The organism is Pedobacter sp. 10L46_2 (genome assembly GCF_056395165.1).
In genome coordinates this window covers 1-7,420 of record NZ_JBFTIZ010000282.1, presented here as the reverse complement: position 1 = coordinate 7,420, position 7,420 = coordinate 1, and the positions used below count along the sequence as shown (strand labels likewise).

Here is a 7,420-nt window from a genome sequence, read left to right as displayed (position 1 = left end):
TCTTTATTCCTTTATAATAGACTTCTGCACCTTCCGATTGTATTTGAATTTTCCCTTTTCTTAGTGGTGATTCATTTCCGTCATCGATTTGCTTGTTGCGGTAAAGGACCATCATTACTTTGCCATTCATCACATGGACACTAGTATCTCCATAACAGTATAAATCAACTGTATTCCATTCACCAGATGGTCTTTCTGCATCACTCATTTTTTTACAGAATCTACCGATCTGGCTGTCTTCTCGGAAGCTAATAAGCTTTCCTTCCGGACGATAAGTATAGTTTTTCCCTTCTTTAATTGCAGGAATATCTGCTGCACCACCAGCAACTCCCCAATAATCGCCACAGTTACCTTCATCAATCTGAAATTCTTGTGAACGCATCCATGACCCATAATCAGCCCCATATTTACCTACCGAATGATATAGCAACCCACTGTCTTTGTTCGAATTCTTCTTTTGTCCCCATTTCAGATTTCCCCATTTAAACTGTAGTTGTAAATGGTAATTCTCATATTCTTTTTTGGTAGAGATTGCACCCCAGCTTTCACCCGAGATGCGGATGATATTTTCTTCGCCTTGTTTTATCACTGTAAATACCTTCTTAGGGTCATTATTTAAACCAATGGGTATACCTGTAAGGGGTTTACCTGAGTCATCATAATCGGGAGCCAGGTAGGTATCCCATTCTTTCAGATCTTTTCCATTAAAAAGCGTTTGCCAGGATGGGGTCTTTTGCGTGGTAAAGCCCAGGGCTGATATCCCTAACAAAAGTATCGGCAGGAGTTTTAAAAGTTTCATATCAGGTTATTTTAAATCTATTCAAGATACAGATTTTTATGATTCAAAGTGGATGAACAAATCCAAACCTGGATTGTTTTATGAAATGAGATAGTTATTGAATCCTAATTACTAAAATTATGCTACATAATATAAAAAGTCTGATCGGTTTCACTATGGGTGCTACCGACGGAGAAATTGGGAAAGTTGATGAGTTTTATTTTGATGATGAAACTTGGACCATACGTTACCTCATTGTAAAAACAGGCGGTTGGCTAATGGACCGTAAAGTACTTATTTCTCCGGGAGCCTTGAAGGATCCTGATTGGAAAAACAAGTCCTTTCCGATTAAACTCACCAAGCAACAAATTAAAGAGAGTCCCGACATAGATACAGAAAAGCCTGTATCCCGCCAGCAAGAGCTCGCCTTATACAGCCATTACGAATGGCCATACGGCGATCCTACAGGCGGAGGATTTTATGGGCAACTGGGTATGGCAGGAATGATTGAATCGAGAGTGCCTTTAGAGGCGTCCATCGCAGCGCGTAATAAAAAAGAGCCTGGAGATCCTCATTTGCGCAGCATCAGCGAAGTTAAAAGGTATCACATCCACGCCACGAATGGAGAGATAGGCAAAGTAGCTGATATTATTGTCGATGAGTATTGGAGAATCCGTTTTCTGATTGTCGATACCGGTAGCTGGTTTCCGGGGAAAAAAGTTCTGCTTTCGCCCGAATGGATAAAAGAGGTTAGTTGGGCAGACTCGTCTGTGGAAGTAGATGTTTCGGTGGAAGCGGTAAAAAATAGCCCGAAGTATGACCCTGACCAACCCATGGCTGAAAATTATGAAACAGACCTTTTCCGGCATTACGATAAATAGGTTAAGATTACTTTACGCCAAAATTTTCTATTCAAAGGGAAGTTTCAATAAAGTCTATTAATTTAGTAGTATTTATTTATATTTGTTTTGTATCAAATTTAGTTGAACAATTAATATGAAAAAAATACTATCATTTATTGGCGGCATGTTACCTCTGATAGCTGTTGCTCAGCAACCATTTACATTTAGTGGAGAGATCAAAGGACTCCGAACAGGAGAAAAACTTTTTCTTACTTACAGTGTAGAAGGGAAAAACAAAGCAGACTCAGCAATAGTTACTGATGGAAAATTTAACTTTAATGGGAGCATTAAAGATCCATTAAAAAGTACTCTTTACAGAAAAGATGCGATTAAGGGAAATAGGGTAGACGTACTATCATTTTATATCGAACCTGGAAACATAAAACTTACCGGCACTGACTCATTAAAACATTCCCTGATCAATGGATCAAAAGTTAATGCAGATAATTATTTGCTTAAAGCGGCGTCAAAAAAGGTACAGGATAAACTTACTTCGCTTGGAGAAGAATATGCAAAATTCACTGTTGAACAGAAAAAAGATGAACCCTTCCTTGAAGGATTCTATAAGCGTTATGACAACACTTCCGCTGAGTTATTTCCTATATATCTGGACTTTGCAAGTAGGCATCCAAATTCATTCGTTAGTCTAACAGTGCTTTCACAGTTGGCTTCTGATGAAACATTACAAAGTGATGCGGAAAAAGTGTATCAAAATCTCTCGTCTGGAATTCGTCAAACTTACTACGGCCAGCAAGTTGGAGTTCTATTTGCTGCTGCAAAAAGGACTAAAATTGGTTCACAAGCGCCTGACTTCACCCAGAATAATATCTATGATAACCCGGTGAAGCTCTCGGACTTTAAAGGGAAATATGTTTTGTTAGACTTCTGGGCTTCATGGTGTGGGCCCTGCCGCCGCGAAAATCCTAATGTGGTTGCAGCTTACGAAAAATTTAAAGACAAAGGATTTACTGTGTTGGGTATTTCATTAGATCAGCCAGGTAAAAAGGATGCGTGGTTAAAAGCAATTGAAGATGATAAATTGACATGGACACATGTTTCAGATCTTAAGTATTGGGATAATGAAGTCGCTAAATTATATGGTGTAAGGTCTATACCCGGTAATTTTTTATTAGATCCCTCAGGAAAGATAGTTGCCAAAGGTTTGCGAGGTGCTGATTTGCAGAATAAGTTGCTGGAGTTGCTGGATTCAAAAACCAAATGATACTGAATATTTTAATTAAGTTCTTCTTAATGGGAACTCCAGATGGCATTGATGAGGCCTCTACACCTCATAAAGACAAATGGTATCAGGAGTTTCATATCAATATGCTAGATGCTTACTGTTAGTCTCACATACTCAATAACGATAATTTTTATCTCAATATCTGACTAACCACAAAGAAGTAAGGTTTTCCAATTCACCTCTACAATCACTTCTATTAAATATATTTAATTATTTTTATATCAACTATTTAATACACTTTCATGAAAGAATTAGATTAACATTCATTTTAGCCATTTTTTAAGGAAACCCATAAAATATTGAGTATATCATTAAAGTTAATAATGACGCCACTATTAAATGAATGGGTTAAAGCAAATCTCCCAGTAATTGTGCTCCGGGTCGGCTATTATTCCAGCATACCCACCCCAAAATACTTTTGCTGGTTTTTTAATAATATTAACTTGTTTACTTTCCAGCTCCATAAACAGCTCATCTGTTTCTTTTAAAGATCCGGTATAGATAGTTAGGTAAACTTTAGGTAGGATTTCCGTTGTAACTGGTTCACTACCTAAATAACGAGCATGGTCTTCCGCTTGGTAAATGCTTAGCAACAAACCATGCTTGAGCCTAAACATAACAATATCCGTGCTTTCAGACTGGATTTCCCAGCCAAAAGTATCTATGTAAAATGTTTTAAGTTTAAGCAAGTCTTGAGCTGCAATAGTAACTGCATTGATCTGTGTTCTCATCATTAAGGTATATTCTTTGGTTAACCAAACTTATGGATATGTGACAAAAGAAACCAGTTATTTTGATGATTTTGTGTAAAATTTTTACTTTAACGAAGTGTAATTACTGGAGGCATAGATAAAGAGTTTTGGAATAAATGTTTTTTTTAACAAGTTTTTTAATCAAATTACCATCAAATGCAAACCAAAATATTTATTCTTTTTACTTTTTTATATTCGCTGAATTTCAATCTTGCAGACGCCCAAACTTCTGGAATTGAAAAACCTGCCGGTTGGCCCATTATAGAAAATCAAATGAAACCATGGACAAGATGGTGGTGGATGGGGAATGCAGTAAACGATAAAGATCTTGAATTGGTTTTGCAACAGTATAGTCAGGCAGGACTTGGAGGTGTAGAAATTACGCCTATTTACGGAGCAGTGGGATATGAGAACAAGTATATCAATTTTCTTTCCCCTGAATGGCTATCAGCACTTCATTTCACAGTTACCAGAGCAAATTCACTGGGAATGGAAGTAGATATGAATACCGGTACTGGCTGGCCTTTCGGAGGACCCCACATAAAGCCTGAAAATGCAGCTACAAAACTCATTACCCGTAAGTTCACCTTAAATGCAGGAGAAAAGCTAAATGAGCCGATTACGGTTAAAGAAGATGGACAGGACCTTGCAGAACTGCAAGCCTTAACGGCTTATGGCGAAAGCGGAGAGGTATTGAATCTCTTTCCTCTTGTACAAGTCAGCAAACTACTAAACTGGTCTCCAACATCTGGACGTTGGGAAATTTACGCCGCTTTTGCAGGTAAAACACATCAAAAAGTTAAGCGTGCAGCACCAGGAGGCGAGGGATTCACCTTAGATCATCTCGACAGCAATTCAGTTAATGTTTACCTCAAAAGATTTGCGGATGCTTTTGGGAAAAGACCACAGGGAGTGAGGGCTTTTTTTAATGATAGCTATGAAGTATATGGTGCTAGCTGGACGCCAACATTCTTAGCTCATTTCAAGAAAGCCCGGGGATATGATCTGGAAAATTACATTCGCGAACTTGCAGACAGTGGAAATAATGACAGCACAAGAGAAATCGTAGCACGTCTGAAGTCGGATTACCGTGAGACGATGGATGAACTTTTACTTGAAAATTTCACTCAAAACTGGACAAACTGGGCCCATAACCTCAAATCCTTAACAAAAAATCAATCTCATGGTTCCCCTGGAAATCTTCTTGATCTTTATGGTGCGGTTGATATTCCAGAAACAGAAATCTTCGGCTCCAGCTATTTTCCCATCGTGGGCCTCCGCAGAGATTCTGGCGACATTAGAAATGTTGACCCAGATCCAATAATGAGCAAATTTGCTTCCTCAGCAGCGAATACAGGTGGCAAAACATTAATTTCCTCAGAAACGTTCACATGGCTTACCGAGCATTTCAAAACTTCTTTTTCGCAGTGCAAACCCGAGGTTGAGCAACTATTTCTTTCGGGTATCAACCATATATTTTATCATGGAACAACAAACTCACCATCGAATATTCCTTGGCCTGGATGGTTATTCTATGCCTCGGTAGAAATGAATCCAAATAATAGCCTGTGGCCGCAAGCCAAAGGTTTGAACGATTATATAGCCAGATGTCAGTCCATATTACAAAGTGGAAAACCAGACAATGAGTTACTTATCTATTGGCCCATTTATGATGTCTGGAATAATTCAAAAGGTATGGAAATGACCTTAAAAGTTCATGATGTAGATAAATGGTTACATCCAACCTCATTTTACAAGCTGTGTAAGCAGCTTTCAAAAATCGGCAAATCCTGAGACGCTAGACAAAATTATCGGGTTAGCTTACAATGGAGCTATTGTGATTTTTCAGCAGTTGCCCAAGGATGTTCCCGGTTTATCTGATTTGGAAGAGCGAAGAAAAATGTTGAAAGCAAGCCTTTCAAAACTAACATTCAAGAATTCAGCCCCCGGTTTTAAACAATATGTTACTGGAAAAGGCATTATCTTTCTTGGAAATAATATTGAAGAAATTTTAAACTTCAATAGAATCAAAAGAGAAACGCTTGTCGATTCAGGTCTGGAGTTTACCAGAAGACAAATTGCATCCGGAAAATATTATTATTTGGTAAATCACAGTTCCAAATTGATTGATACAACCCTTTCACTCAATGAAAAAGGGTATGTCACTATCCTTGATCCACAGACAGAAGTTATCGGGACCGCAACTAAAAAAGAAAACAAAGTACGGATTCAGATAAGCTCAGGCCAAACTCTTTTTTTAAGAGTTGATAAGAGCCCTAAAACAACGGCTAGCTATTGGGTATATTTGGACAAGCCAGAAAAAGCAATAGCCCTTAATAAGCAATGGATTCTCCATTTTACTAAGGGAGGCCCTGAATTGCCTCCAGATCAAACATTAAACACTTTACGCTCCTGGACTGATTCAGGCGACCCAAAGTCAATTGCATTTGCGGGAACGGGGGTATATTCATCTACCTTTAACATAGAATCAAAGTCTGCAAAGGAATATGTCTTGGATTTAGGTAAGGTAAACGAAAGTGCCAGGGTATGGATAAACGGAAAGGAAGTTGGCATTATATGGAGTATTCCCTTTCAGGCCCGGATAGGAAAATTTCTGATCCCTGGCAAAAATACGATTAAAATAGAAGTTGTGAATTTGATGGCTAACCGCATTAGAGATATGGATATTAAGAAAATCAAATGGAAGAATTATCATGAGATTAACTTTGTGAATATTAATTATAAGGATTTTGACGCTTCATCCTGGAAGGTTATGCCTTCTGGACTTACTGGTCCTGTTTCAATAACACCTTATTATTAGTTATAAAAACAGTTGTATTCATATGATTAAAAACTTTGGTTCGCTATAAGTGTTAAATATTGGCAAACCTTAGATCATGAGCTTAAAACAGTATCATAAAAAACGTGATTTTAATAAAACATCCGAGCCTAACTCGGGTAAAGCAAAAACATCGGGAAAACTTCAGTTTGTAATTCAAAAACATGATGCTACTCGCCTGCACTATGACTTCCGGTTGGAAATGAATGGCGTGCTGAAAAGCTGGGCTATTCCCAAAGGTCCCTCAACAGACCCAAAAACCAAGCGTCTGGCAATGATGGTAGAAGATCATCCTTTTGACTACAAAAATTTCGAAGGCATTATCCCGAAAGGGGAGTATGGAGGGGGTACCGTAATTGTCTGGGATCAGGGAACTTATGAACCCATTGAAAAGATCAGGGGTAAAAAGGCGCAGGAGAAATATTTACTGGAACAGTTGCATTCCGGCTCGCTCAAAATAATACTTCATGGCAGCAAATTAAAAGGAGAATATGCTCTGGTGAAGACAAACGGGATGGGAGAGAATGGCTGGCTGCTAATTAAGCATAAAGACGATTATGCTTCTACAACTGATATTACTAAAAAAGACAAATCCGTACTTTCGGAAAAGACGATTAAACAAGTCGAAAAGACGAGCGATAAGGTCTGGCAAAATGGCCATGAACAGGTAGAGTCCATTGAAATCTCTACTGACGTCAAAACTTTATTGAAAAAAGCCAAGAAATCTAAAATCCCGATTGGTATGAAGCCAATGCTTGCTACACTAGTAGATGAGCCTTTTGATGATCCCAATTGGATTTATGAGGTCAAATGGGATGGTTATCGATCATTGGGGTATTGCCTGAAGAATGGGGATGTACAACTGCTTTCAAGGAACAATAAGCAATTCAATGAGAAGTTTTATCC

At 38.3% G+C, this 7,420-nt stretch carries 8 protein-coding genes (1 of these 8 cut by a window edge); 6 read left to right on the top strand and 2 right to left on the bottom strand.

Annotation, left to right across the window (positions count from 1 at the left end; genetic code table 11):
* Nucleotides 1-799, bottom strand: partial view of a 3-keto-disaccharide hydrolase gene (locus AC1DDX_RS22405; protein WP_477622625.1) — the 5' portion only. 29 nt of this gene lie to the left of the window's left edge; only the first 799 of its 828 coding nucleotides appear in the window; its start codon is at nt 797-799; the stop codon falls past the left edge of the window.
* 119 nt (nt 800-918) lie between these two features.
* On the opposite strand from AC1DDX_RS22405, the gene AC1DDX_RS22400 reads away from it, so the two are divergent.
* From AC1DDX_RS22400 to AC1DDX_RS22390, 3 genes are all read left to right on the top strand, one after another.
* Nucleotides 919-1,659, top strand: a complete 741-nt coding sequence (locus AC1DDX_RS22400; RefSeq protein ID WP_172662848.1) for a PRC-barrel domain-containing protein — start codon at nt 919-921, stop codon at nt 1,657-1,659.
* 115 nt (nt 1,660-1,774) lie between these two features.
* A complete protein-coding gene (locus AC1DDX_RS22395; RefSeq protein WP_337716170.1) occupies nt 1,775-2,902 on the top strand; it encodes a TlpA disulfide reductase family protein in 1,128 nt (375 codons plus the stop codon).
* Nucleotides 2,899-3,027 (top strand): hypothetical protein, encoded by a 129-nt coding sequence (locus AC1DDX_RS22390; RefSeq protein ID WP_288879286.1) that lies wholly within the window; start codon nt 2,899-2,901, stop codon nt 3,025-3,027. The genes AC1DDX_RS22395 and AC1DDX_RS22390 overlap by 4 nt, the downstream gene beginning before the upstream one ends.
* 231 nt (nt 3,028-3,258) lie before the next feature.
* On the opposite strand, the gene AC1DDX_RS22385 is transcribed toward AC1DDX_RS22390, so the two are convergent.
* A complete protein-coding gene (locus AC1DDX_RS22385; RefSeq protein WP_216854477.1) occupies nt 3,259-3,657 on the bottom strand; it encodes a VOC family protein in 399 nt (132 codons plus the stop codon).
* A gap of 174 nt (nt 3,658-3,831) precedes the next feature.
* On the opposite strand from AC1DDX_RS22385, the gene AC1DDX_RS22380 reads away from it, so the two are divergent.
* The 3 genes from AC1DDX_RS22380 to AC1DDX_RS22370 all read left to right on the top strand — a co-directional run.
* Entirely contained in the window at nt 3,832-5,469 is a 1,638-nt protein-coding gene (locus tag AC1DDX_RS22380) for a glycosyl hydrolase (protein WP_477622624.1), read from the top strand.
* Nucleotides 5,470-5,512: 43 nt separating this feature from the next.
* On the top strand, nt 5,513-6,496 hold the full coding sequence (locus tag AC1DDX_RS22375; protein ID WP_477622623.1) for a glycosylhydrolase-like jelly roll fold domain-containing protein: 984 nt from the start codon (nt 5,513-5,515) through the stop codon (nt 6,494-6,496).
* A 76-nt stretch (nt 6,497-6,572) separates the two neighbouring features.
* On the top strand, nt 6,573-7,420 hold an 848-nt coding region (locus AC1DDX_RS22370), incomplete at its 3' end, for a DNA polymerase ligase N-terminal domain-containing protein (protein ID WP_477622622.1).